We start from the raw sequence: 25,591 nt of genomic DNA, 5'->3' as shown, positions 1-25,591 counted from the left end.
TCAGCACGCCGGGTCCAGCTCGTACAGAGCGTACGGGCCGCTCGCGTCGACCAGGGTCAGTCGGGACTCGGGAATGTCGTGGACCCCACGCCAGCGCTCGGAATCCTCGGGATTGATCCGCTGGCCGGATGCCTCGGACGTGTCGCGGTACAGGTGCGTGGGGCCCACCGACTCCAGCGCCCGGCACAGCTCCACGGAGGCCTCGTCGGTGCCCGCACGATGCGCGTAGTGGGCGATCAGCGTCTTCTCCCGGGTCAGGGGCCTCGACATGGTCGGGAAGACGGTCTCCACCCCGCCGACGGACCAGTACAGGGTCGCCCCGTCCAGAGGATCCGCGAGGACGACGGACCCCTCGGGCAGCTCCTGCGCGGTGCGCTCGATGAAGCTGCGCTCCTCGGAGGTGACGTACGGGGTCAGCTGCACTCCGTAGGCGGTGTACGCGAGCGATCCCATCAGCGGCAGCCGCTGGGGCGTCACGAGCGCGATCAGCACCGTCACCACCACGGCGCCGACGGCCAGCGCCCCGGGCAGCGACCGACGGCGTCGACCGCCGGGCTCGAGGAGGGCGAGCAGGCCCCGGGCCATGAACAGCACCAGCATGCACATCATCAGGGGTGCGATGCGCTCGCGAGCGCCGTACCAGGGGTTGACCAGTGCCACCGCGAGCGGATGGTCGATCTGGGTGGCGACGCCGAGTATCAGCGAGGCGAGCAGGCCGAGAGCAGCCGTTGCTCCCAGCACCTCCCGGCTCCGGACCGCGGCAGCAGCACCGATCATCGCGAGGATCCAGAGGGCCGCCATCGGCCACAGCAGTGCGGGCACCGCGGGGATCCGCGGAGAATCGAGCAGGATCTCCCCGAGGACCGACCCCACCCCGTCGAGGCTGGGCTTCGTGAGCGCCATCCCGCTGAGCAGCACGTGGGAGCCGGCGACGAACAGGACCGCAGCGGCGAGAGCAGCGCAGACCTCGATCAGCCCGCGCAGACGGCCACCGCCGAGCATCCGCTCGATGCCGCCGGCCAGGAGGCGGAGTCCGGCCACGACCGCCACGGAGAACAGGACCGACGGATGGGCCAGCGCGGTGCCGATCACGATGAGGACGAGGCCGGCCGCCGTGCCCACGCCCGGCGCACCGTGACGACGATCCGTCAGCATCAGCACTGCGGCGATCGCGGGAGGCAGGCAGACCACACCGAGGACGATCGGCCACAGCCCCATCACCAGGGCCATCGCCGGGGTGCTGAGGAACAGCGTGGCCGCGCCCGCGCTGAGAGCCACCAGCAGCGGTGCGGAGCGGGCGGGCCGCGACACGCCCGCGACCATCGCCGCGACCGCAGGAGGGATCGCGGCCAGCATGGCGAGCATCATCGCGTTGGCGGCCGTGATGACGTCGAAGGGCAGGATCGCGACGAGGTCGTCGAACACGACGGGATAGAAGGTCGGCTCGCCGTAGATGTCAGAGAGCGCCGTGGTGAAGGAGGCGTCCCCGCGCTCCCGGATGAAGGCAGCAGCGGAGAGGTGGAAGAAGGAGTCGAAGCTGCCGTTCAGCGTCGAGATCCCGCCCATGCGCCGGGCAGCGGATGCCGCCACCAGCGCGCCGCTCAGGATCGAGGCCCCGGTGACCGCCGCCGCAGTGCCTCGCGACCAGTCCTGCGGCGCCGGGACGCCGACGCCGGTGCTGGTGCTGGTGCTGGTGCTGGTGCTGGTGCTGGTGCTGGTGCTGGTGCTGGTGCTGGTGGTCAGTCTGCGCGCCGTCCGGCGCTGCAGCGCGAGACGCACGACGGCGGCGAGGGCCACCAGCAGCACGATGCCGATGACCGCACTGAGCAGCGTCCACCGGATGCCGAGCACCCGGAAGAGCGCCCCGAGCACGACGGTCAGCAGCACGGTCACCGCGGGAGCCCACCCCCAGCGGAGGCGAAGGCGCACGTCGAGCGCGCACAGCATGAGGTATCCGGGCGCACCGAGCAGGACGGCGCCGCACAGGACGGGAAGCACAGAGCTCATGCGGAGATCACGCGGTGGGGTCCTGCAGCACGTGCTCGTACCCCGCGACGACCACGGCAGGGTCACGATGCGCGAGGGCGAACTCCCGGGCGTCGGCGGACTCCTCGCGGTAGCGCTGCGGATCCGCCAGCTCGAGGATGCGCTGCGCCGCGGCGTCGGCGTCGGCCACGACCCAGTCGGGACAGTAGAGCGTAGCCGGGCCTCCGTAGGCGACGGTGTCCGGCCAGTCCCGGATCACGGCCGGGCATCCCACCACGAGCGCCTCCATCAGGGACTCGTGGGTGCCCTCGTGCCGGGACGAGGACAGGATGGCACCCGACTGCGCCAGGAGCGAGGGCACATCGTCCCGCACCCCGAGCTGCTCGACGACGCCGTCCGGGAAACGGCCCAGCGCGGCGCGCACCCGACGCTGGTACGGGGTGTCCCGCGCCTCGTCCCCCTGCAGCGCGGGGCCGACCAGCTGCAGGCGGTACCGCTCGTCGTGCTGTCGCAGACGGGTCAGCACGTCAAGGCTGAACAGCACGTCCTTGACCTCGCGGATCCATCCGATCTGCACCAGGAGATGCGGATCATGGGCCTCCCGCGGCAGCTGCTCGACGCCACGGGCCAGGAGGTTCCCCACCTGGGACGAGGGGACGTCGGAGTAGCCGGGAGCGATCGTGGTGAGCATCGCCCACACGGGCGGGGAGACATAGAGCATCCGATCGATCCGCCGGTGGTCGTGCAGCAGCACGAACGGCGTGAACGCCTCGAAGCGGTGGATCCTCGCCATCAGCCGGCGCGGTGCCCGGTCGAGCAGGGTCATCCAGGTCAGGACGTGATGGCTCCATTCGACGAGGACGACATCCGCCCACTCGAAGGCCTCGACGAGAGCGGGAGGGGTGGGCATCCGTCGCCCGGTGGTCAGCAGGTCGTACCGGCCACGGATGATCCGCTCGCGATCCGGGAAACCGCCGTCGGGGAGATCGTCGACCTCGATCTCCTGCACCTCGTAGCGTCCGGTGGCGCGCAGCGCCGCCAGGAGAGGGCGCATGAAGGTCCAGTTCTCCTGCGCCACGACCACGAGGCGCAGCGGCTCGTCCTCACCGCGGCGGCGAGGTGCCGGGCGCGGGGGCGCGGTCCCCTCCGGGACGGTGCCGTCCAGGAGGACGGTGCCCAGAGCGGACTGCCGCAACGGACGCAGGAACGCATCCGGGTCCTGTGCCAGGGGTGATCCGCCGGTCTGGTGGAGGGACGGGTCGTAGCTGATCCGCAGCGCCTTGTCGTACCAGCGCAGGGCCGAGGCCACGTGCCCGCGCAGGAAGCGCCGATCCGCGCGTCGCAGCATGGTCGCGACGTCTCGCCGCCAGCCGGCGTAGCGGGGATCCTCCGCAAGCCGCTGCTGGGCGGAGAAGTAGACGCCCATCCCGCCGGCCGCACCGGGCAGCGAGCGTGCCGTCCGGAACGCGAGCCGAAGGACGCGCTCACGGACGCTGTCGAGATCACTCACCGGATGCGGCCGTGTCCAGACGCACGACCTGGCCCTCCCGAGCGCTCTCCAGCACCGCCTCGACGGTGCGGACGGTGTGCAGGCCCTCGCGCATGGTGACGATGTTGGAGGTGTCGCCGCCGATCGCGTCGCGGAACGCCTGGTGCTCCGTCGCGAGCGGCTCCTGGCGCTGCAGGGAGTACGTGATCGAGTCGCCCTCGCTCACGCCGCGGAAGGAGGCCATGGACTCCCAGAGGTTGGTGGCGGCATCGGCGTTGGCGTGGAAGGTGAGGTCGGCGTTCAGGGTGTCGCCGAACAGCGCCCCCTTCTCGCCCGTCACCACGGTGACGCGCTCCTTGAAGGGGGACAGCCAGTTCACCAGGTGGTTGGTGATCGTGCCGTCCTCGAGACGACCCGCGACGGAGACCATGTCCTCGTCCTCACGGCCGCTGCGACGCGTCGAGGTCGCCGCCACCGACGCGTACGGGGACTGCGCCACCCACGCGGTGAGATCGAGGTCATGGGTGGCGAGGTCCTTGACCACGCCGACATCCGCGATCCGGGCCGGGAACCCGCCCTGACGACGGGTGACGATCTGGTAGATCTCCCCCAGCTGCCCGTCGGCGATCCGCCGACGCATCTCCTGCAGCGCCGGGTTGTACCGCTCGATGTAGCCGACGGCGCCGACCAGGCCGGCATCCTCGAACGCGGCCGCGATCTCCTCCGCCTCGCCGATGTCGAACGCCAGCGGCTTCTCCACCAGCGTGTGCACGCCCGCCTCGGCCAGCCGCAGCGCCACGTCCCGGTGGAACTGGGTCGGGACCGCGACGACCGCGTAGTCGATGCCCGCGGCGATCAGCCCCTCCACATCGGGCAGCACGTCCAGCTCGGGCGCCGCACCATGGGGATCGCCATAGGCGTCCGCGACCGCGACGAGGTCCACGCCCTCCAGGGAGCGCAGGTTGCGGGCATGATGACGACCCATCATGCCCAGACCGATCAGACCGGCCCTGAGATTCTTCGCCATGCTCACGCACCCGCCTTCGCCACGGTGTTCACGGCCGCGACGATCCGCTCGCGGTCCTGGTCGGTGATGCTGGGATGCACCGGCAGCGACAGCACCTCACGGGCCAGCTGCTCGGTCACCGGCAGATCCACCTCGGTCCGGAACGTCTCCAGACGGTGCACGGGCGTGGGGTAGTACACCCCGCATCCCACCCGGTGCTCCTCCCGCAGCGCGGTCGCGAACGCGTCCCGTTCCTGCGCGGAGGCCCCCTCGATCCGGATCGTGTACTGGTGGTACACGTGCTGCGCCCCGTCGCGGACCACCGGCGTGACCACACCGCGCAGATGCGCGTCGAAGAACGCCGCGTTCTCCCGACGGGTCTCCGTCCAGCCCGCGAGCTTGCCCAGCTGGACCCGCCCGATCGCCGCGTGGATGTCGGTCATGCGGTTGTTGTAGCCGGCGACCTCGTTCGCGTACTGCTTCTCCATGCCCTGGTTGCGCAGCAGCCGCACCTGGCGCGCCGTCTCCGCCGTCCCGCACGAGACCATGCCGCCCTCGCCCGAGGTCATGTTCTTCGTCGGGTACAGCGAGAACATGCCGGCCTGCCCGAATGTGCCCACCTGGCTGCCCTGCCAGGTCGCACCGTGCGCCTGCGCGGCATCCTCGAACACCCACAGGTCGTGCTTCGCGGCGATCGCCATGATCTCGTCCATCGCGGCCGGATGCCCGTACAGGTGCACCGGCTGGATGCCCACCGTGCGCTCCGTGACCGCCGCGTCGATCATCGCGGGATCCAGGGTGAAGGTCTCGGGGTCGACGTCCACGAACACCGGCGTCCCGCCGCTGACGGCGACCGTGTTCGCGGTCGCCGCGAACGTGAACGACGGCACGATGACCTCGTCCCCGCTGGACAGCCCCAGCGCCAGCATCCCCAGATGCTGACCCGAGGTCCCCGAGTTCACGGCCACGACCTCACGGCCACCGGCCAGCGCGCCCGAGAACTCCTGCTCGAACGCCTCGACCTCCGGCCCCTGCGCCACCATGCCGGACGCCAGGACACGGTCCACCGCGTCCCGCTCCTCCTGACCGATGATCGGCTTCGCCGGGGGGATCATCGAGAATTCGGTGTTCATGCGGAGGGTCCGTCCTGTCCATCGGGGTCAGTGAGGTGGGCCGGACGCGGTGCGTCGGCCAGGGGGGAGGAGGCGAGCAGGAGCCCGCCCGTGGAATCGTCGGGGATGTACCACTCGCCGGTCGTCGGGCACACCCAGGCGTCGGTCCCGTCGGAGGCAGGCACGAGCTTCTCGCCCGAGCGGCCCACCCAGCCGAGCCGCTTGGCGGGAACCCCGGCGACCAGCGCGTACGGGGGGACGTCCTTGACCACGGTGGCACCGGCCGCGACCATCGCCCAGGCTCCGATGGTCACCGGGGCGACGCAGACCGCGCGCGCTCCGATCGAGGCCCCCGTCTCGCAGGTCACGCCGACGGGTTCCCAGTCCGAGGCGGACTTCGCGGAGAGATCGGGGTTCACGGCCCGGGGGAAGTGGTCGTTGGTGAACACGGCCGCGGGGCCGACGAAGACGCCGTCGGCGAGCACAGCGGGCTCGTAAACCAGCGCGTAGTTCTGGATCTTGCAGCCGTTGCCCATCTGCACGCCGGAGCCGATATAGGCGCCACGGCCCACGACGCAGTCGGTGCCGAGCACCGCGCCCTCACGGACCTGGGCGAGGTGCCAGATCGAGCTGCCGGCACCGACGGACGCGCCGTCCGAGACGTCGGCGCCCTGCGCGACCCGGTAGGAAGGGGTGTCACTCATGGTCTCGACGATACCGCGAGGGAAGGCCCCGCTTTCGGAGCAACAGTCCCGTCCAGGGCAGCTGTTGCCCATATCGCCTCACGATTCGCCGGGACGGATCGGAGAAATTCACCCAGCGGCCATCCGGCGGTCGCCCGCCATGCACCTCCGGACCGCCTCACCGCGACGCGCGCAGCGTCTCCCCGCGGCGGTCATGGGTGTCACTCCGGGGAGAGCCGATACCGTGACACGGCTGCGGACGGAGCGACACCGGCGCTCTCCTCGCGCGATGCCCACGGGAGCTGAAACAGCCAGTCCGCGCCGAGCCGATCCGCGACGGCCTTGAATACGAGCGAGATCAGCACGCACACCAGGATGATCGTCGGGAGCAGGAGAAGCTCGACCACTAGGGGCACGGGGCCCGTTCCGTGCTCGTACACCCGGCGGAACACTACGACGAGCGCATTGAGCACCAACGGGTGCACCAGGTAGATCACGAGAGTCCTGGAGCCGATAACTCTGCCCAGGTGCGAGATCGTCGGCAGCGCGCCGAGGAGCACAGACACCGAGAGCACTGCCAGCACCGAGGAGCAGGTGGCCAGGAGCTTGATGATCCGCTCAGTGCCTGGTTCAAGGTCTGCCATCACCGCGAACCAGCACATCGGGATGCAGATGACCGTGGCGAGGATGGCGACCAGTGGCCGTTTCCGCCCTCCGAACCTCTTGATCTTCCCGGAGAGCACGTATCCCGCTGCGAACCACACCGCGAACTCCGTGAGGCGACGCAGACCTGTCGCGGGTTTCGAGAACTCCGGCCCTAGTTCCCTGAGCGCGCTCACCAGGAACGGACTCGCCAGATAGACAAGGAACAGCGTAGTGAGCAGGAGAATCGGGCGTGCCCGGCACCAGCGCGTCACGAGGAAGAACACCGGAAGCGCCGCGATGAACCAATAGGGAGAGGCGAAGACGACCATGTTCCGCATGCTGGAGCGGAAATACTCCCACGGCTCCTCGGGGGCGTAGCGGACCCAGGCGGTCACCCCGAAGACGACGCTCCAGAGCACGTAGGCCCAGAGCATGTCGAAGACGCGCGGTCGACTTACGGAGCGCCAGGGTCGTGACAGCGCGCTCGCAGCCAGCATCCCGGAGACCACGAAGAACAGCGGCATCCGCAGCGGGACGAGCAGCAGGTTCGCTGTCTTCCAGTACGAGCCGGTGACGCTGAAATCCGACGGCAGAAACGCCCCGATCCCGCTCACCCCTGCGTGGTAGGAGACCACCAGGATGATCGAGAGCGCCCGCGCGAGATCGACCCACGACATCCGATTCCGCGACGAGGCCGGGCCCACGAAGAGAGCGGCCCGTTCCTCCGCCTTCATCGCGACGCGCGCAGACTCTCGCCCTTGCCGACGGCGATCTCCCGTAGCTCAGACTGGAAGGCGACCATGCGGTCGCGCAGCGCGGCCGCTTCGTCGTCGCCGCCCGCGGCGAGGATCCGGGCGGCCAGCAGGCCCGCGTTGCGCGCTCCGCCGATCGACACCGTCGCCACCGGCACCCCGGCAGGCATCTGCACGATCGAGAGCAACGAGTCCATGCCGTCGAGGTGCTTCAGCGGCACGGGCACCCCGATCACGGGCAGCGGGGTGAGCGAGGCGAGCATGCCGGGCAGGTGCGCGGCACCGCCGGCGCCGGCGATCACCACGCGCAGCCCGCGCTCGACCGCGCTGCGCCCCCAGGTGATCATGTCCTCGGGCATGCGGTGGGCGGAGACGACGTCCACCTCGACCTCGATGTCGAACTCGGCGAGGGCCTCCTCGGCGGCCTTCATCACCGGGTAGTCGGAATCTGAACCCATGACGATGCCCACCAGGGGGCGGGGTGCGGTCGCGGTCATCGCGTCTCCTTCGAGGTGCTCGTGCTGGTGGAGGGGCCGGTGGCGACGCCATCGGGCGCGTCGACGGCGGCCCCGGCGTCTGCGTCGCTCGCTGCGTCGACGGAGGGGCCGTCGATCAGGAGTCGTTCGGCGCGGTGCGCACGCTCGAGCAGATCGTCGGCGTCCTGACCGACCACCGTGACGTGGCCGACCTTGCGACCCGGCCGCACGGACTTGCCGTAGAGGTGGATCTTCAGCTCCGGGTCCGCGGCGAGGGCGGCATGGGCGCCCGGCGCGAGGTCCTCGGCGCTGCCGCCGAGGAGATTCACCATCACGGCGACGGGGGCGACCGGGGCGGTGGAGCCGAGAGGGAGGTCGGCGACGGCCCGGAGGTGCTGCTCGAACTGTCCGGTCACGGCGCCGTCCATGGACCAGTGGCCCGTGTTGTGCGGACGCATCGCGAGCTCGTTGACGCTCACCTCGCCATCGGCCGTCTCGAACAGTTCGACGGCGAGCATCCCCACCACGTCGAGGTCCTCGGCGATCGCGAGGGCCAGAGACTGGATGCGCTCCTGAGCAGCATCGTCGAGGCCGGCAGCGGGCGCGACCACCTCGTAGCAGACCCCGTCCTTCTGGACCGAGTGCACCACCGGATAGGCCGCCGCTTCTCCCCCGGGGCGACGAGCGACCTGCGCGGACAGCTCCCGGGTGAAGGGCACGAGCTCCTCGGCGAGGAGATCGCCGTGGGTCTGGAACCAGTCATCGGCCTGGTCCGCGCCATCGACGATCCGCACCCCGTGGGCGTCGTAGCCGCCACGCGGGGTCTTCACCACGAGGCGGCTGCCGGCGGCGTCGAGCGCCGCCGCGAGGTCCTCCCGGGAGCCGACGCGCCACCAGCGGGGGCAGGGGTGGCCGAGGGCAGTGAGACGTTCGCGCATGACGAGCTTGTCCTGGGCATGCACCAGCGCGGCGGGGCCGGGGCGCACAGCGGCGAGACCGTCGGCCTCGAGGCCTTCGAGGATCGCGGTGGGCACGTGCTCGTGGTCGAAGGTGATCACGTCGGCCGACTCGGCGAGGCGGCGCACCGCCTGCTCGTCGTCGTGACGGCCCAGGAGCACCTGGCCGGCGACGGCGGCCGCGCTCTCCTCGCGGGAGGTGGCGAGCACCGGGGTGGGGAGCCCCAGTTCGATCGCGGGGCCCAGCATCATGCGGGCGAGCTGCCCGGCGCCGACGATCCCGACGCGGCGGGCCCCGGTCGGCAGGTCGGGGCGGGCGGGGGGAACGGGGCGCTGCGAGGTCTCGGACACGGCGGCCAGTGTACGAGGATCAGGCCCGTGAGCGCGGGCGGCGCCGCACCACGGACCCCTGGGGCAGCGGGTCGGGGGACTCTCCCGACCCTGCGGTCGCTGCGGGGTCCTCGTCCGCCGCCGGATCCTCCTCGTCGCCTGGGGCGGAGATGAGGAACACCCCGAACTTCGCGGGCGTCTCGGTGAGCAGCTCGAGGCGACCGCCGTCGTCCTCGACCAGGGTCCGGGCGAGCGCAAGGCCCACGCCGGTGCCCGAGGAGCTGCGCCCGGAGACGGAGCGCTCGAAGATGCGGGTGCCGAGCTCCGGGTCGATCCCCCCGCCCTCGTCGGTGACCTCGATGACCGTGGAGTGGTCGTTGCGGCGCACCTTCACCGTGGTGCGGCCGTCGCCGTGCATGAGCGCGTTCTCGATGAGGGTCGCGACGACCTGGGTGAGCTGGCCGGAGGAGCCCCAGACGGCCGCGCTGCGCGGCACCTGGATGCGCAGTTCGCGCTGGGCCCGGCGGTAGGCCGGGGACCACTCCTCGCTCTGCTGGGTGAGGATCGTGCGCAGCTCGACCACGCCGGGGGTGCGGCGCGAGGAGGAGCGCGGGGCGTTGATGAGGTCGTGGACCACCTCGGTGAGGCGATCGATCTGCTCGAGGGAGATCCGGGCCTCGTCGCGTACCCATTCCTCGGAGCTGGTCGCGAGGATCTCGTCCAGACGCATCGACAGGGCGGTCAGCGGAGTGCGCAGCTGGTGGGAGGCGTCCGAGGCGAGCTGGCTCTCGGCCTCGAGGCGCTCGGTGAGCATCGCGCCGGAGCGGATCAGCTCCTCGGCCACGTCGTCGATCTCGGCGATCCCTGAGGGGCTCCAGGGACCGCGGGCACGCCCAGATCCCATCTCCTCGGCGCGCCGGTTCAGCCGGGCCAGGGGCATCGAGATCCGTTGCGCCTGCCACAGGGCGACCGAGGCGCCCACCGAGAGGGCGGAGAGACCGGCCACGACGATGATCACCCACGCGCTCGCGGTGTGGGCACGCACATCGGAACGAGGGATGTTCACCCGGATCTGCTGCTGCTGGCCGCCGACCGCCGAGAAGCCCATCGGGTTGTGGCCGGGCGGGTCGCCGGCGGTGACGACCTCGCCGTCACTGGTGGTGACCTCGATCTGGATGTTGAGATCGGTCTGCTCGTCGACGAGCGCCTGGAGCATCGCGGGGTCGAGCGGACGCTCCTCGATCAGCCTCGCATCGGTCGCGACCCGCGTACGATCCATGATCGTGTTGGCCTGGAGCCCCAGTCTCTGCTCAGCCAGCTGCAGCCAGGACCAGCCCAGCGGGATGCCGAGCATCAGCACCGCGAGGACCACGGTGATGATCGTGACCTGCAGTACTCGCTGCCACACGTGTCAGCTCTCCGCGCCGGTCTCGAAGCGGAAACCGACACCCCTCACGGTCGTGATCCGCCGCGGATTCGTCGCGTCGTCACCGAGCTTCCGTCGCAGCCAGGAGATGTGCATGTCCAGGGTCTTGGTGGAGCCCCACCATTCGGCGCCCCACACCTCGCGCATGAGGTCGTCGCGCGTCACGACGCTGCCGGACTCGCGCACCAGCACGGTGAGCAGGTCGTACTCCTTGGCGGAGAGGCTCAGCTCCTCGCCGTCGACATAGGCGCGGCGAGCGGAGACGTCCAGAGAGACCCCGTTGACGTCGAAGGCGTCGCTGGACTCCTCGACCGCCTGGGAGCGGCGCATCAGGGCGCGGATGCGGGCCTGCAGCTCACCGAGCCGGAACGGCTTGGTGACGTAGTCATCGGCGCCGGCGTCCAGACCCACCACCGCGTCGACCTCGTCGGCGCGAGCGGTGAGGATCAGGATCGGCGACTCGAGGCCGCCCTTGCGCAGGCGGCGTGCCACCTCCAGGCCGTCGAGATCGGGCAGGCCGAGGTCGAGGATCACCATGTCGATCGGTTCGGGACCGGCGGCGATCGCGAGCGCGTCCATGCCCCGGGACGCACGCGTCACGGAGTAGCCCTCCCGGTCGAGCGCACGGGAGAGCGGTTCAGCGATGGCCGAGTCATCCTCGACGAGAAGCAGTCGTGTCACGAGTCCATCCTACGTCGCAGCGGCCGGCGGGCCGGATGGCCCCCGTCTCACAGACCCAGGTCGAGCGGCGCGGAGCGGTCGCGGCGCATCTCCTGCACCCGCACCGTCCCGATGCCATGCAGGTCCACGTCCTCGCCCTCGGAGATGTCGAAGCCGCCGGGCAGCGCCTGGGCGATGGCCTCGGCGGTCTCGTCGTCCACGATCACGCTTCCGGGCCGGGCCACGGATTCCATGCGAGCGGCGAGGTTGACCTTGGGTCCGAAGACGTCACCGTACCGGGAGAACATCGATCCCCACGACAGCCCGACCCTGACCGGCGGGAGTCCCTGGTCCGCGGTGATGATCTCCGCGAGGCTGACGGCGATCTGGGCGCCGTCCTCCGGCGTGTCGGCGAGGAACATGATCTCGTCGCCGACGGTCTTGACCACGCGGCCGCCGCCCACGGAGATGACGTCCCGGCCCACGGCCTCGAACCGGCCGACGACGTCGGCGAGCTCCGCCCCGGAGAGGTCCTGGGCAAGGCGCGTGAACTGCACCAGGTCCGCGAAGCCGACGGCGCGCTGGAGGGGGAAGAGCTCGTCGGTGTCGCGGTGCAGCACCTCGGAGCCGGCGCGGGCCGCGTACGCGGCCAGCTGCCTGCGGAAGGTGAACATGACCTGCGATTCGAGCGTCTCGAGCAGTTCGGGGACCGAGTCGAGCATCTGCTGGCGGGCTTCGGCGTCGTCCGCCCCGTCGGCATGCTTCGCCTCGTCCACCAGGGCCTCGGTGATCCACATGGCCAGTCGGCCCATATGGAATCCGAGCCCTCGGGTGATGCTCGAGAAGGCGCGCTCGGAGAGCACGCCGTCCTCGACGATCGCGGTGAGATCGCCGATCGCGTAGGCGTCCTCCTCGGTGAACACGACGGTGTCCTCGTCGACCGGTGTGAAGCCCAGCGACCTCCAGTAGACGGACGCGAGCCGCTCGGGGATGTCCTGCTTCAGGGAGAGATCACGTCGGGAGAACTTGCGCGGACCCTGCAGCAGCACCTTCTCGAGGGCGCCGACGCTGCGCCTGACCTCGGCGAAGCGTCTGTTCAGATCCAGGATCTCCTGGTCGTCCAGGGGGGTCTGCACCAGGTCCGGCGACTCCTCCGGCGGCACGGCGGACCCCCCGGCCGGGGTGTCCCCGTCCGAGGTCGTCGTGTGCTCCAGGTCTTCGGTACCACCGGTCACCTGCTGCTGTCCTCCTGTTCGACGCCTTGCACCGCGTCTGTCGTCGTCCGAACGGTTCCGCCCGGCCTCACATGCCTCACATCGCCCACGTCCACGGGGACGCGCTCCCCGTCCGGCAGGTCGACCAGCAGTCTGCCGCGATCGTCGACCGCTCGTGCACGTCCGTACAGCGAAGGAGGGCGAGCCCCCTCCGCCCCGGCCGTCCCGAGAGGATCGATGCGCACCTCCTGCCCAAGTGTGAGGCAGGTCATAGTGTAGCGGTGCATCGTGCCCGCCGTGACCGCGTCCCCCTGGCTGGACTCCAGCGCCTCCAGCTCGGCCCGGAGCGACCCGGCGAGCGCCTCCTCGATCCGTTCACGCAGGGCGTCCGGGTCCTCGCACCCCGTCATCCCGTCCCCGTTGCGGATGCCGTCCGGGCCGAGCAGCCAGGCGGCACCGGGAATCGCTGCTCCCTCGCCGTCCTCGACAGGACCGCGCACGTTGAGCCCGATGCCGATCAGCACCCCGTCCGCACCCCGCCCCTCGACGAGGATCCCGCCGAGCTTGCGGCCGTCCGCCGTATGCAGGTCGTTGGGCCACTTCAGGCCCAGGCGCACGCCGTCCTCCCCGATCACGGAGGCGACCGCGGCGAGCGCCGCCAGTCCTGCCGCGAGCGGGAACCAGCTGCGGCGGGCGAGTTCGAGACCGGTGCGGTGCACATAGGTGAGGTAGACGCTCCCGCCGTCGGGGCTCGCATACGCCCGCCCCAGTCGCCCGCGACCGGAGAGCTGTTCGCGGGCGGTGACCACGAACGGCGCGGCGACCCCTCGAGCGAACAGCGCGGACGCCTCATCCTGCGTGGAGGCCACCGCGCCGAGCCGACGGATCGATGTGGGGTGCAGCGGGCGCGGCGCCGCCCAGCGGGCAGGACCGGCGGACTCGACGGGCCCCGGAGCGCCGGTGGGCCCCGTGGACTCGGTGGGATCCGTGGACCCCGTGGAATCCGTGGGACCGGCGTGCGTCTCGGTCACGCGTGACCTCCCTCATGGTGCTGATGGCGAGTGCTGGACGCGGTGACGGAGGAGTCGCCGCAGGGGGACGCCGTGGCGACCGGGACGTCGTGCGGGTTCGCACGGAGATCGCACGGATGTCCCGCGAAGATCGGGCCGATCGGGCATGAACCTCACCACCAAGGCGACATGTCCCTCCACGCCGGGTCGCGGTCGACCCTCGTCGACACCTCGTAGCGTAGTATCCCGGTGTTCATCGCCCGGATTTCACGGCGGCCTCGCAGGCCGCAGCAGGAGGCTCCGTGACCGACGCCCCGCGGCCGCTCACCACCGCCCAGCGACTCGAGGATCTGCGCGAGCGCGACGCCGCCGCAGTCGCCGCTGCGGACGAGGTCGCCGTCCAGAAGCAGCACGCTCGTGGGAAGAAGACCGCTCGCGAGCGGATCTCCGACCTGCTCGACGACGGCAGCTTCGTGGAGACCGATCGCTTCGTGAAGCACCAGGCGCGTGACTTCGGCATCGAGTCCAAGCGCCCGGCCGGAGACGGCATCGTCACCGGCTACGGCACCATCGACGGCCGCCAGGTATGCGTCTACTCCCAGGACTTCACCGTCTTCGGCGGCTCGCTGGGCGAGGCCCACGGCCGCAAGATCCAGAAGATCCAGGATCTCGCGCTGAGCACGGGCGTGCCGATCATCGGCATCCTCGACGGCGGCGGCGCACGCATCCAGGAGGGCGTGGCCTCCCTGGCCATGTTCGCCGGCATCTTCAAGCGCAACACCCGCGCCTCGGGCGTGATCCCCCAGATCTCCCTGATCATGGGCCCGGCCGCCGGCGGCGCGGTCTACTCCCCCGCCCTGACCGACATCATCGTGATGGTCGAGAAGACCTCGCACATGTTCATCACCGGCCCCGACGTGATCCGCACCGTCACCGGTGAGGACGTCGGCTTCGAGGAGCTCGGGGGCGCCCGCACCCATTCCTCGCGCTCCGGCGTCGCGCATTACATGGCGCCCGACGAGGGCGAGGCGATCGAGTACGTCAAGGACCTGCTCAGCTACCTGCCGGCGAACACCCTGAGCCCGGCTCCGTCGTTCCCCGTGCAGATCGACGAGCACCACACCGCCCAGGACACGGCGCTGGATGCGCTGGTCCCGGATTCGCCGAACCAGCCCTACGACATGCTCACCGTGCTGCGCGCCGTGCTGGACGACGAGGAGTTCCTCGAGGTCCAGCCGCTGTTCGCCCGCAACGTTCTGGTGGGCTTCGGCCGCGTCGAGGGATACAGCGTCGGCATCATCGCGAACCAGCCCTCGCACCTCGCGGGAACCCTGGACATCGACGCCTCCGAGAAGGCGGCGCGCTTCGTGCGCCTGTGCGATGCCAACAACATCCCGGTCCTGACCTTCGTGGACGTTCCGGGCTTCCTGCCCGGCACCGATCAGGAGTTCGGCGGGATCATCCGCCGCGGCGCGAAGCTGCTGTACGCCTACGCCGAGGCCACCGTCCCGCTGATCACCGTGATCACCCGCAAGGCCTACGGCGGCGCGTACATCGTGATGGGCTCCAAGGAGCTCGGCGCGGACATCAACCTCGCCTGGCCCACCGCGCAGATCGCGGTGATGGGCTCGCAGGGTGCGGTCAACATCCTGCATCGCGGGGACCTCCGCGATGTCGCGGAGCAGGGCGGGGACGTCGACGCGGAGCGCCTGAAGCTCGAGACCGAGTACGAGGAGAAGTTCGCGACCCCGTACACCGCGGCCGAGCGCGGCTGGATCGACGGGGTCATCCGTCCCGCCGACACCCGGCTCGAGGTCGCCCATGCCCTGCGGGCGCTGCGCACCAAGCGCGACACCCTGCCCACCAAGAAGCACGGGAACATCCCGCTGTGAGCATCACCCCGTCCGATGTGCGTCTGGTCCAGGGCCGCTTGGCGAACGACGAGCTCGCGGCGATCGCCGTGGTGGTCTCCGCCATGAGCGTCACCAGTCGCGTGGAGGCCGAGGAGCGAGCGCTGGCGGAGGGCCGCGCCAGCGGGTCGAGCTGCTGGAACGATCCGATCCACGGTCACCCGCACGGCCACGCGCTGCGGGGCCTCGCCTCGGCCACCGCCTGGCAGTTCGGCGACCGCTGAGCGCTGCGGTCCGCCGCCCTCCGACGTGCCGATCAGGTGCCCGTCCGACAGGCCCCGCCGCACTAGACTCGCCGCCATGCCCGTGACACCCTCCGCCGCCCCCGGCCGTGCCCCGTCGGCCCTCGACCGCCTCGCGGACGAGTACGTCGATCTCAGCGTGCGCCTGGATCCGTTCCTCGCCACCGAGCTGGGGGCCCCGGGATACGACGCACTGGTCACCGACTACTCCCCCGATGCGGTCGGCGAGCGCACCGACGCCGCCCGCACGCTGCTCTCCGCGATCGCCGAGGTCCCCGATCAGGACGCGGCCGATGCCGTGACCCGGGCGGCGCTCACCGAGCGTCTGGGCCTGGAGATCGAGCGCGCCGAGCAGCGACTGGACATCGCGATGGTCAACAACCTCGCCTCGCCGCTGCAGTCCCGCGACGTGCTCGACCAGATGCCCGCCGAGACCGCTGAGGACTGGCAGGTGATCGCCGAGCGCCTGGCCGCCATGCCGCACTCGCTGTCCACCTGGGCGCAGTCCCTGCGGGAGGCGGCCGACCACGGCGTGGTCTCCGCGCGGCGGCAGCTGCTGCTGGGTGCGGAGCAGGCCCGCGGATTCGCCGCCCGGGACGGCTTCTTCGCGGGCTTCGCAGCCCAGGGTCTCGGGGACGATGCCCAGCGCACCCGGCTCACCGAGGCCGCCCGCGCCGCAGCCGAGGGGTATCGGGAGATCGCAGACGTGCTCGAGTCCCTCGCGGACCGTGCCCCGGAGGCCGACGCCGTGGGCCGGGAGGCCTACCAGCTGGCCTCCCGCACCTTCCTGGGCACCGAGATCGATCTCGAGGAGACCTACGCCTGGGGCATCGAGGAGCTGCGCGCGATCGTCGCGGAGCAGGAGACGGTCGCACGACGGATCAACGAGCACCACGGCACCGGCGGCGGGAGCTCGGTCACCGCCGCCAAGGCCGCGCTGAACAGCGATCCCTCCCGGGTGCTCCACGGCACCGAAGCGCTGCGCACCTGGATGCAGCAGCTCAGCGACCGGGCGATCACGGAGCTCGCGGGCACCCATTTCGACATCCCCGCACCGCTGCACCAGCTCGAGTGCCGGATCGCGCAGACGGGTTCCGGCGGCATCTACTACACCGGCCCCAGCGAGGACCTCACCCGACCCGGGCGGATGTGGTGGGACGTGCCCGCCGGGACCACCGAGTTCCACACCTGGCTGGAGACCACGACCGTCTACCACGAGGGCGTTCCGGGGCATCACCTGCAGGTGGGCACCCAGACCCTGCAGGCGAGCACCCTGAACCGCTGGCGCGCCCTGATGTGCTGGGTCTCCGGCCACGGCGAGGGCTGGGCGCTGTACGCCGAACGGCTCATGGACCAGCTGGGGCACCTCGAGGACGACGGCGACCGCCTCGGCATGCTCGATGCCCAGCGCCTCCGGGCCGGGAGGGTCGTGCTCGACATCGGTCTGCACGTGGGCCTGCCGATGCCCGAGGGCATCGAGGGCTCCGCGGGCGGGGCCTGGAGCGTCGCCAAGGCCTGGGACTTCATGAGCGAGCACTGGGGCGTGACCGAGGCGGAGCAGCGCTTCGAGCTGCATCGCTACCTGGGATGGCCCGGGCAGGCGCCGTCCTACAAGATCGGCCAGCGGGTCTGGGAGCAGCTGCGCGCACGCGCCACCGCCCCGTCAGCCGGATCCGCCAGCACCAGCACTAGCAGCGCCACCAGCACAACCGCTGGCACCACCGACTCCGCCCAGCAGGTGCGCGAGTTCCACCGCCGGGCACTCGAGCTGGGAAGCCTGCCGCTGTCCGTCCTCGAAGGAGCCCTGTCATGACCCCGCAGACCGCCGCCGCAGACCCGGGCGCCGCCACCGCCGGCCCCTCCCCCTCGGCGGAGGAGCACGACCCGCTGCTCCTGCTCGCGTCGGCCTCCGCCGGTCGTCGCGCGACGCTGCGCGCAGCACGCATCGAGCACAGCATCCTCCCGGTCGATCTGGACGAGGAGGCGATCCTCGCCGCGGCGCACGAGCGGGCAGCCGCCTCCGGAGAGCCCGACGCAGCCCTCTCCCCCGCCGATCAGGTGCTCCTGCTCGCCCGCGAGAAGGCTCTGGCCGCGACCTCCCGCAGCGAGGGCGGCTACGTCGTGCTCGGCGGCGACTCGATGCTCGAGCTGGACGGCGAGCTGATCGGCAAGCCGCACACCGTCGAGCGAGCCACCGCCCGCTGGCGCGCCATGCGCGGCCGCACCGGCGTCCTGCACTCCGGGCACTGGCTGGTCGACGACCGCGACGAGGAGGACGGCGGGACCGGGGCCACGCTCGGCGCCACCGCGAGCTGCGAGGTCACGTTCGCGCAGCTGAGCGACGAGGAGATCGACGCCTATGTCGCGACCGGCGAACCGCTCGGCGTCGCCGGCGGGTTCACGCTCGACGGCTACGCCGGACCCTTCATCGACGGGGTGAACGGCGACCCCCATGCGGTGATCGGCCTCTCGCTGCCGCTGCTGCGCGGGCTGCTCGGCGAGATCGGTCTCGGCATCCACGAGCTGTGGGAAGTCGCACTGCCCCCTGAGGAGCACGACGACTCCACTGGTGGCTCGTCGGCCCCTGCATCCCACTGAGCTCCCGCAGTACTAGACTCGGCCTCTGCTGACTCCCGGAAGGAACCCTCCCCCATGCCCGCACGCTCCTCCAAGCCCCGCCCGCTGTCCACGGTGCTGATCGCCAACCGTGGAGAGATCGCGGTGCGGATCGCACGGGCCTGCCGGGATGCCGGGCTCCGTTCGGTGGCCGTCTACGCCGACCCGGACCGCGACGCCCTGCACACGCAGATCGCCGATGAGGCCTACGCGCTCGGCGGCACCACCGCGGCCAGCTCATACCTGGTCGTCGACAAGATCCTCGACATCGCCCAGCGCTCCGGCGCCGATGCGATCCACCCCGGCTACGGCTTCCTCTCGGAGCGTTCCGACTTCGCCCAGGCCGTCATCGACGCCGGGCTCACCTGGATCGGTCCGCCCCCGTCCGCCATCGAGAAGCTCGGCGACAAGGTCTCGGCCCGCCACATCGCGCAGAAGGCCGGCGCCCCACTGGTGGCAGGCACCAAGGACCCGGTCCAGAACTCGGACGAGGTGGTCGACTTCGCCCGTGCCAACGGCCTCCCGATCGCGATCAAGGCAGCGTTCGGCGGCGGCGGCCGCGGGCTGAAGGTCGCTCGCGAGGAGTCGGAGGTGCGCGAGCTGTTCGACTCGGCGGTGCGCGAGGCCACGGCCGCCTTCGGCCGCGGCGAGTGCTTCGTGGAGCGCTACCTCGACTCCCCCCGGCACGTCGAGACCCAGTGCCTGGCGGACGTCCACGGCAACGTGCAGGTGGTCTCCACCCGCGACTGCTCGCTGCAGCGTCGTCACCAGAAGCTCGTCGAGGAGGCGCCCGCGCCGTTCCTCACGTCCCAGCAGAACGCCCAGCTGGTCTCCTCCTCCAAGGCGATCCTCCGCGAAGCCGGCTACGTGGGCGCCGGCACCTGCGAGTTCCTCGTCGGTATCGACGGCACCATCTCCTTCCTCGAGGTGAACACTCGCCTCCAGGTCGAGCACACCATCACCGAGGAGGTCGCGGGGGTGGACCTGGTGCGCGAGCAGCTGCGCATCGCCGCCGGCGAGACCATCAGCACCGAGGATCCCGAGCCGCGCGGCCACTCCTTCGAGTTCCGCATCAACGGCGAGGATCCGGGCCGTGGCTTCATGCCCGCCCCCGGCCGCATCGACCGCTACGACGTGCCCTCGGGTCCGGGAGTGCGCGTCGACTCCGGCGTGCGCGCGGGGGACGAGATCTCCGGCGCCTTCGACTCGATGCTCGCCAAGCTGATCGTCACCGGCGCCACCCGCCAGGAGGCCCTCGAGCGCTCCCGCCGGGCGCTCGCGGAGTTCCGTGTCGAGGGAATCCCGACGGTCATCCCGTTCCATCGTGCGGTGGTCGAGGACGCGGCCTTCGCCCCGGCGGATCCGGAGGAGGCCTTCAGCGTCCACACCCGGTGGATCGAGACCGAGTTCGACAACGATCTGCCCGCCGCTCCGTTGCCGGCTCAGCCCGAGGAGCCCGAGGACCGCGAGGCCGTCGTGGTCGAGGTCGACGGTCGCCGGGTCGAGATCAGCCTCCCCGCCTCGCTGCGGGCCCCGCAGGCCGCTGTGCGCTCGCGTCGCAAGCGTCAGCACAAGGGCGTCGGCGATGCCGCGGCGAACGGCAACTCGGTCGCCGCTCCCATGCAGGGCACCATCGTGAAGATCGTCGCCGAGGAGGGCCAGAGCGTCGCCGACGGCGACCTGCTCGTGGTGCTCGAAGCGATGAAGATGGAGCAGCCGATCACCGCGCACCGCTCCGGAGTGGTCAAGGGACTGTCCGCCGAGATCGGTGCGACGGTCTCCGCCGGTGCCGTCCTCTGCACGATCGAGGACTGATCCCGGACCTCCGTCAGGAGAAGCGCAGCCAGGGGCTCCGACCGTCGCGGTCGGGGCCCCTGCTGTCGTCGTCGGCGCTGCCGTCGGCGGCCCCTGCGGGGCTCCCGTCAGTCCGTGGCAGTGGCCGTCGCCCTCCGCGCCACCTCCGCCAGGGAGCCGGTGAGGGACGGATACACCGTGAACGTCCCGGCGACCTGCTCCGCGGTGAGCCGGTGGGCGACCGCCAGCGTGTAGGGCAGGATCAGCTCGCTGGCCCGCGGCGCCACCACCACGGCGCCCATCACGGTGTGCGAGCCGGAGCGCACGATGAGCTTCACGAAGCCCTCGGAGATGCCCTGCATCTTGGCGCGCGGGTTGGTGTCCAGGCCGAGCACGAGCACCTCGCCGGAGATCACGCCGTCCGCCACGTCCTGCTCGCTCACGCCCACCGCCGCGATCTCCGGGCTGGTGAAGATCGCGGAGGCGACCTGGGTCGAGATCAGTGGGGAGACCGCATCGCCCAGGGCATGGTGCATGGCGATGCGGCCCTGCATCGCTGCCACCGAGGCCAGCGGATGGACCCCGGTGCAGTCGCCCGCCGCGTAGACGCCGCGCACCGAGGTGCGCGAGACCCGGTCGGTCTCGATGTGACCCGAGTCCTTCACGCGCACGCCGGCCTCGGCAAGGCCCAGGCCGTCCGTCCATGGGATGCCGCCGAGGGCCATCAGCACGTGGCTGCCGGCGATCTCCTCGCCCGAGGTGAGGGTGACGATCACGCCGTCCTCGGTGCGGCGCGCCGTGGCGGCGCGCGAGAGGGAGCTGACGGTCACGCCGCGACGGGCGAAGGCGTCCTGGAGCACGTCTGCCGCGTCGACGTCGGTGCCGGGCAGCACCTTCTCGCGCGAGGAGACCAGGGTGACCTCGCTGCCCAGCGCCCGATAGGCGCTCGCGAACTCGGCCCCGGTCACGCCCGAGCCCACCACGATGAGATGCTCCGGCAGGCTCTCGAGCGCATACAGCTGGGTCCAGTTCAGGATCCTCTCGCCGTCGCTGGGGGCGGAGTCGAGCTCACGGGGCCGGGCCCCCACGGCGAGCAGCACCACGTCGGTCGCGAGCACGGTGCTCGCGGCGGCGTCGGTGCCGTCCGCGGCCAGCACCTCGACCTCGGAGGGACCGCGCAGACGGCCGTGCCCCTCGAGCACCGTCACGCCCTCCTTCTCGAGGCTCGCACGGATGTCCGCGGACTGCGCGGCGGCCAGGCGCTGGACGCGCTGGTTGACGGCGGCGAGATCCACGTTCAGCGCTCCGGCGCCCGGGGCGGAGCCGTCGTCGGCATCCCGGATCCCGAGCTCATGGGAGGAGGCCACCTGGTCCAGCACGTCCGCAGTGGCGATGAGGGTCTTGGAGGGCACGACGTCGGTGAGCACGGCGGCGCCGCCGATCCCCCGGTCCTCGACCAGCACCGTCTCGGCACCGTGGCGGGCGGCGGTGAGCGCGGCCTCGTAGCCGCCCGGGCCTCCGCCGATGATCACGACCCTGGGGCGGTCCCCAGCGCGGGGGACTCGATGAGGGTCCGACGGAAGGGCAGTGCTGGGATCGGTCACTCCTCCATTGTGGCTCACCCCGCTCGACCGTGGCGGGGAACGGGAGCCCGGAGGCCCCGGACTGTCGAGAGGACGCTGACCGACCCTCGAGAGAGGACACCGTCGGACCGTCGCGAGGGCGCTGACAGGCCGTCGAGGGGGCGCCGACGCGCCGTGCCGACAGGAGACGGGATGCCCAACCGGGCGCTGGCGGATCGCCTCCCGCGGCGCCGCGTGCGGGTGAGACCACGTCGTGACCCGGCCCGGCCCCTATCCGTCGTCCGCGGGCCGCTCGCTGCGTTACCTTCGGTCCATGACCGAAACCGCACCTGACCCGTACCAGCTCGCCCGCGACGCCGCCGCCGCGATCGCCGAGGCCAGCTCGGTCCCCGCCCATGACATCGCCCTGGTGCTCGGCTCCGGCTGGGCCGGCGCCGCGGACCTGCTCGGCGAGACGGTGTGGCAGGCCGACGCCTCCTCGATCCCCGGCTTCCGTCCGTCGGCCGTCGCCGGCCACGTGGGCACCCTGCGCTCCGTCCGCATCGAGGCCACCGGGGCTCGCGCGCTCGTGCTCGGCGCCCGCACCCACTACTACGAAGGAGCCGGCGTCGACGCGGTCGTGCACGGTGTGCGCACCGCAGCGGCCGCCGGCGCCCGCACCATGGTCCTGACCAACGGCTGCGGCGGGATCGACCCCTCCTGGACGCCCGGCACTCCCGTGCTGATCAGCGACCAGATCAACTTCACCGGTGCCACGCCGCTGCAGGGGGCGAACTTCGTGGACCTCACCGGCCTGTACACCCCGGCTCTGCGGGACCTCGCCCGAGAGGTCGACCCGAGCCTCGACGAGGGCGTCTACATGCAGTTCAGCGGCCCCACGTACGAGACGCCCGCCGAGGTGCAGATGGCCCGGATCATGGGAGCGCACCTGGTGGGCATGTCCACCGCCCTCGAGGCGATCGCCGCCCGCGAGGCCGGGATGGACGTGCTGGGCATCTCGCTGGTGACCAACCTCGCCGCGGGGATCAGCGCCCAGGCCCTCAGCCACGAGGAGGTCCTCGAGGCCGGCCGCGACGCCGGACCGCGCATCTCGTCGCTCCTCGCCGAGACAGTGCGTCGCCTCACCGACCAGGCAGGTCGGGCGACCCCCGCGGAGCGGGCATGATGACCACGGGCGGGTCCACCGCGCCGGCCGCCGGAGACCCGGTGGATCCGGCCCTGCGCGGGAGCGCCGAGGCCTGGATCGCGGAGGACCCGGATCCCGCGACCCGTGACGCGCTCACCTCCCTGCTCGAGCAGGCGGGCGCCGGCGGGCAGTCGGCGCTCGAGGAGATCGCCGACGCCTTCTCGGGCGACCTCGAGTTCGGCACGGCCGGTCTGCGAGGTCGCATGGGCCCCGGCCCGCACCGGATGAACCTCGCAGTCGTCTCCCGCGCCGCCCGCGGCCTCGCCGACCACCTGCTGGGCGATCTCGGCCTCGAGGACCCGCTGGTCGTGATCGGATACGACGCCCGTTACCGCTCCCAGGACTTCGCACAGCGCTCTGCGGCGATCATGACCGCCGCCGGATGCCGTGTGCAGCTGCTGGACCGGCACGGCCCCACGCCGCTGGTGGCCTTCGCCGTGCGGCATCTCGGGGCCGACGCAGGGATCGTGGTCACGGCCTCCCACAACCCGCCGGCCGACAACGGCTACAAGGTCTACCTCGGTGGCCGGGCCGCGAGCCCGGAGGGACAGGGCGTGCAGATCGTGCCGCCCTCGGACGGCCGGATCGCCGACCGCATCACCGCCGTCGGCCCTGCCCGGGAGATCCCCGTCGCGGAGTCCGGGTGGACGCTGCTCGGCGACTCCCTGCGCGAGGACTATCTCGCCGCGATCTGCGCACTTCCGGACGCCGACGGGCCCCGCGACGTACGGATCGTGCACACCGCGCTGCACGGGGTGGGCACCGAGACGGCGCTCGCGGCCCTGCACCGCACCGGCTTCGCCGAGGTGCACACCGTGGCGAAGCAGGCCGATCCGGACCCCGACTTCCCGACGGTCGCCTTCCCCAACCCCGAGGAGCCCGGCGCGATCGATCTGGCCCTCGAGCTGGCTCGCACGGTCGAGGCCGACGTGGTGATCGCCAATGATCCTGACGCCGACCGCTGCGCCGCCGCTGTGCTCGACCCCCATCGGGGCGACTGGCGGATGCTCACCGGTGACGAGCTGGGGGTGCTGCTGGGAGACCACCTGCTGCACCGGCACGGCTACCGCGGCGGCTTCGCCCGGTCGATCGTCTCCAGCCGCTGGCTGGGTCGCGTCGCCGAGGCGGCCGGTGTGGACTCCCCCACCACGCTGACGGGCTTCAAGTGGATCGCCCGCGCCCCCGACCTCGTGTTCGGCTACGAGGAGGCGATCGGCTACTGCGTGCTGCCCGAGGTGGTGCGCGACAAGGACGGTCTCTCCGCCGCCCTGATGGTCGCGGAGCTGGCGGCGCTCGCGAAGGCCGAGGGCCGCACCCTGATCGGACGGCTCGACGAGCTCGCCGCGGAGCACGGCCTGTTCGGGACCTCCCAGCTCTCGATCCGGGTGGAGGACCTCTCCCTCATCCCCGCGATGATGCAGCAGCTGCGCTCGACCCCTCCCGCGCGACTGCTCGGCTCCGACGTCGTGACGTTCCAGGATCTCTCGGAGGGCTCCGTCGCCACGACCGGGCTCCCGCCCACCGAAGGGCTGCTGCTGCTCAGCGCCGACGACACGCGCGTGGTGGTGCGCCCTTCGGGGACCGAGCCGAAGCTGAAGTGCTACCTCGAAGTCGTCGGATCCGTTCCCGCGGGAACGGATCCGACCGCGATGTCCGACCTGCGCGAGCGCTCCGACGAGCGCCTGGCGCAGCTGAAGGACGAGCTGCGGGCGGCCCTCGGACAGGCCTGAGTCCCCGGCGGCGCCGGGGACTCGGTGTTCCGGACTCCCCGTTCCGGGATCAGTACCCGGAGCCGGTGCCGCCGTCGAGGATGGCTCTCGAGGACGACAGGCCCAGACGGCTCGCGCCCGCGGCGACCATCGCCTCGGCGGCCTCCCGGGTGCGGATGCCGCCGGAGGCCTTCACGCCCAGGCGGTCGCCGACGGTGGCGCGCATCAGCCGCACCGCGTGCTCGCTCGCACCGCCGGCAGGGTGGAACCCCGTGGAGGTCTTCACGAAGTCCGCGCCCGCGCGCTCGGCCGCCTCGCACACGCCGACGATCTGCTCGTCCTCGAGCGCAGCAGACTCGATGATCACCTTGAGCACGACGGGCGACGGTGCCGCCTCGCGCACGGCCCGGATCTCGTCCTCGACCGCGGCGAACTCCCCGGCGCGAGCGAGCCCGACGTTGAGGACCATGTCGACCTCGTCGGCGCCCTTGGACACCGAGTCGGCGGCCTCGGCGGCCTTGAGCGAGGGGGCGTGCTGGCCGGAGGGGAACCCGCAGACGGTCGCGACCTTCACAGTCGTCTCCGCCGGCAGCATCGAGGGCGAGACGCATACGGAATAGGTGCCGAGCTCCTCGGCCTCGCGCAGCAGCGCGGTGACATCCGTCCGGGTGGCCTCGGGCTTCAGCAGGGTGTGGTCGATGAGGGCGGCGAGCTGGTCGCGGTCGAGAGTCGTCATGGACAGATCCTCCCACGCTCGCCTGATCCGGGAGGCGCCTCGGACGCACCTTCGGAGCGTCGCCCGCCCC

At 71.5% G+C, this 25,591-nt stretch carries 21 protein-coding genes; 7 read left to right on the top strand and 14 right to left on the bottom strand.

The window, feature by feature from the left end; translation table 11 throughout:
* The 12 genes from CIK71_RS17405 to CIK71_RS01555 all read right to left on the bottom strand — a co-directional run bounded on the left by CIK71_RS17405 (position 1) and on the right by CIK71_RS01555 (position 13,766).
* The gene (locus CIK71_RS17405; RefSeq protein ID WP_141393677.1) at positions 1-2,007 is read right to left on the bottom strand and encodes a DUF6541 family protein; all 2,007 of its coding nucleotides are present in this window, start codon (positions 2,005-2,007) and stop codon (positions 1-3) included.
* Positions 2,008-2,014: 7 nt separating this feature from the next.
* On the bottom strand, positions 2,015-3,496 hold the full coding sequence (locus CIK71_RS01605; protein WP_096163443.1) for a glycosyltransferase: 1,482 nt from the start codon (positions 3,494-3,496) through the stop codon (positions 2,015-2,017).
* Positions 3,489-4,502: a Gfo/Idh/MocA family protein gene (locus tag CIK71_RS01600; protein ID WP_096163442.1), complete on the bottom strand. Its 1,014-nt coding sequence runs from the start codon at positions 4,500-4,502 to the stop codon at positions 3,489-3,491. The genes CIK71_RS01605 and CIK71_RS01600 overlap by 8 nt, the downstream gene beginning before the upstream one ends.
* A 2-nt stretch (positions 4,503-4,504) precedes the next feature.
* Positions 4,505-5,614, bottom strand: coding sequence for a DegT/DnrJ/EryC1/StrS family aminotransferase (locus CIK71_RS01595; RefSeq protein WP_096163441.1), 1,110 nt, complete (start codon positions 5,612-5,614; stop codon positions 4,505-4,507).
* Positions 5,611-6,297: an acyltransferase gene (locus tag CIK71_RS01590; RefSeq protein ID WP_096163440.1), complete on the bottom strand. Its 687-nt coding sequence runs from the start codon at positions 6,295-6,297 to the stop codon at positions 5,611-5,613. Before CIK71_RS01590 ends, CIK71_RS01595 begins: the two co-directional genes overlap by 4 nt.
* Before the next feature lie 200 nt (positions 6,298-6,497).
* Positions 6,498-7,598: an acyltransferase family protein gene (locus CIK71_RS01585; RefSeq protein WP_176485495.1), complete on the bottom strand. Its 1,101-nt coding sequence runs from the start codon at positions 7,596-7,598 to the stop codon at positions 6,498-6,500.
* Positions 7,599-7,651: 53 nt separating this feature from the next.
* Positions 7,652-8,170 carry a 5-(carboxyamino)imidazole ribonucleotide mutase gene (purE, locus tag CIK71_RS01580; RefSeq protein ID WP_096163438.1) on the bottom strand — a complete coding sequence of 173 codons (519 nt, stop codon included), beginning with the start codon at positions 8,168-8,170 and terminating at the stop codon, positions 7,652-7,654.
* Positions 8,167-9,357: a 5-(carboxyamino)imidazole ribonucleotide synthase gene (locus CIK71_RS01575; protein WP_241964092.1), complete on the bottom strand. Its 1,191-nt coding sequence runs from the start codon at positions 9,355-9,357 to the stop codon at positions 8,167-8,169. Before CIK71_RS01575 ends, purE begins: the two co-directional genes overlap by 4 nt.
* A gap of 118 nt (positions 9,358-9,475) precedes the next feature.
* Entirely contained in the window at positions 9,476-10,843 is a 1,368-nt protein-coding gene (locus CIK71_RS01570; protein ID WP_096163436.1) for a sensor histidine kinase, read from the bottom strand.
* Between the two features lie 3 nt (positions 10,844-10,846).
* Positions 10,847-11,542 carry a response regulator transcription factor gene (locus CIK71_RS01565; protein WP_096163435.1) on the bottom strand — a complete coding sequence of 232 codons (696 nt, stop codon included), beginning with the start codon at positions 11,540-11,542 and terminating at the stop codon, positions 10,847-10,849.
* 47 nt (positions 11,543-11,589) lie between these two features.
* Positions 11,590-12,756: an adenylate/guanylate cyclase domain-containing protein gene (locus tag CIK71_RS01560; RefSeq protein ID WP_096163434.1), complete on the bottom strand. Its 1,167-nt coding sequence runs from the start codon at positions 12,754-12,756 to the stop codon at positions 11,590-11,592.
* Entirely contained in the window at positions 12,753-13,766 is a 1,014-nt protein-coding gene (locus tag CIK71_RS01555) for a biotin--[acetyl-CoA-carboxylase] ligase (protein ID WP_096163433.1), read from the bottom strand. Before CIK71_RS01555 ends, CIK71_RS01560 begins: the two co-directional genes overlap by 4 nt.
* 281 nt (positions 13,767-14,047) lie before the next feature.
* On the opposite strand from CIK71_RS01555, the gene CIK71_RS01550 reads away from it, so the two are divergent.
* From CIK71_RS01550 to CIK71_RS01530, 5 genes are all read left to right on the top strand, one after another.
* Positions 14,048-15,637: an acyl-CoA carboxylase subunit beta gene (locus CIK71_RS01550; protein WP_096163432.1), complete on the top strand. Its 1,590-nt coding sequence runs from the start codon at positions 14,048-14,050 to the stop codon at positions 15,635-15,637.
* Positions 15,634-15,879: a hypothetical protein gene (locus CIK71_RS01545; protein WP_096163431.1), complete on the top strand. Its 246-nt coding sequence runs from the start codon at positions 15,634-15,636 to the stop codon at positions 15,877-15,879. Before CIK71_RS01550 ends, CIK71_RS01545 begins: the two co-directional genes overlap by 4 nt.
* A gap of 76 nt (positions 15,880-15,955) precedes the next feature.
* Entirely contained in the window at positions 15,956-17,710 is a 1,755-nt protein-coding gene (locus CIK71_RS01540) for a DUF885 domain-containing protein (RefSeq protein WP_096163430.1), read from the top strand.
* Positions 17,707-18,495 (top strand): Maf family protein, encoded by a 789-nt coding sequence (locus tag CIK71_RS01535; RefSeq protein WP_096163429.1) that lies wholly within the window; start codon positions 17,707-17,709, stop codon positions 18,493-18,495. The genes CIK71_RS01540 and CIK71_RS01535 overlap by 4 nt, the downstream gene beginning before the upstream one ends.
* A gap of 54 nt (positions 18,496-18,549) precedes the next feature.
* Positions 18,550-20,328, top strand: a complete 1,779-nt coding sequence (locus tag CIK71_RS01530; protein ID WP_096163428.1) for an acetyl/propionyl/methylcrotonyl-CoA carboxylase subunit alpha — start codon at positions 18,550-18,552, stop codon at positions 20,326-20,328.
* Between the two features lie 107 nt (positions 20,329-20,435).
* On the opposite strand, the gene CIK71_RS01525 is transcribed toward CIK71_RS01530, so the two are convergent.
* Positions 20,436-21,911, bottom strand: coding sequence for an NAD(P)H-quinone dehydrogenase (locus CIK71_RS01525; RefSeq protein WP_096163427.1), 1,476 nt, complete (start codon positions 21,909-21,911; stop codon positions 20,436-20,438).
* A gap of 292 nt (positions 21,912-22,203) precedes the next feature.
* Here CIK71_RS01525 and CIK71_RS01520 point away from each other — a divergent pair, with 292 nt between their 5' ends.
* Complete coding sequence (locus CIK71_RS01520) at positions 22,204-23,055, top strand: purine-nucleoside phosphorylase (RefSeq protein WP_096163426.1); 852 nt, start codon at positions 22,204-22,206, stop codon at positions 23,053-23,055.
* Positions 23,052-24,806 carry a phospho-sugar mutase gene (locus CIK71_RS01515; RefSeq protein ID WP_245857253.1) on the top strand — a complete coding sequence of 585 codons (1,755 nt, stop codon included), beginning with the start codon at positions 23,052-23,054 and terminating at the stop codon, positions 24,804-24,806. The genes CIK71_RS01520 and CIK71_RS01515 overlap by 4 nt, the downstream gene beginning before the upstream one ends.
* A gap of 49 nt (positions 24,807-24,855) precedes the next feature.
* On the opposite strand, the gene deoC is transcribed toward CIK71_RS01515, so the two are convergent.
* Positions 24,856-25,521: a deoxyribose-phosphate aldolase gene (gene deoC, locus CIK71_RS01510; RefSeq protein ID WP_096163425.1), complete on the bottom strand. Its 666-nt coding sequence runs from the start codon at positions 25,519-25,521 to the stop codon at positions 24,856-24,858.
* Positions 25,522-25,591 lie beyond the last annotated feature (70 nt).

Source organism: Brachybacterium alimentarium (assembly GCF_002332425.1).
GTDB lineage: Bacteria > Actinomycetota > Actinomycetes > Actinomycetales > Dermabacteraceae > Brachybacterium > Brachybacterium alimentarium.
This window is presented reverse-complemented; position numbering and strand designations above follow the sequence as displayed.